Source organism: Acidiphilium sp. PM (assembly GCF_000219295.1).
Taxonomy (GTDB): Bacteria; Pseudomonadota; Alphaproteobacteria; order Acetobacterales; family Acetobacteraceae; genus Acidiphilium; species Acidiphilium multivorum.
Genome location: NZ_AFPR01000270.1, coordinates 1 through 506, shown reverse-complemented (window position 1 = coordinate 506; position 506 = coordinate 1). Strand labels below are relative to the sequence as shown.

1 protein-coding gene is annotated in these 506 nt (G+C 74.9%); it reads right to left on the bottom strand.

Features of this window, described 5'->3' with window-relative positions:
- Positions 1–506: substrate binding domain-containing protein (locus APM_RS11060; protein ID WP_007423463.1), on the bottom strand; the 506-nt coding region annotated here is incomplete at both ends.

Genomic DNA, 506 nt, shown 5'->3' with positions numbered 1-506 from the left:
GGCGACCCAGAAGGGCAGCAGCGCCGCGCCGAGCCCGGCGCGGGCGGCGGCGAGCAGGGCCTCGCTGTCGTTCAGGCGGAGGCGGCCGGTGAGGGGCATGTCGTGCCGGTGTCCGTCCGGATCGGTCAGCAGCCAGCGGTCGTGCGGCTGCAGCGCGAAAAGGAGGTGCGGCAGGCGGGCGAGATCGTCCGGCGTGGCGACCGGGCCGTGCCGGGCGAGCAGGGCGGGGGCGGTGCAGAGGACCCGGCGGTGCGGCGCGAGCTTGCGGGCGATCAGCCGGCTTTCCTCCAGCGCGCCGATGCGGATGGCGAGATCGGTGCCGGAGTCGATGATGTCGACCACCGAATCGCTCAGGGTGAGGTCGATGCGGATGTCCGGCCAGGCGGCGGCGAAGCCGGGCAGGAAGGGCATGACGTGCAGCCGGCCGAAGGCGGAGGGGACGTTGAGGCGCAGCAGGCCCTGCGGCCGGGCGTTGAGATCGGCGGCGACGGCGCGCGCCTCGTCGA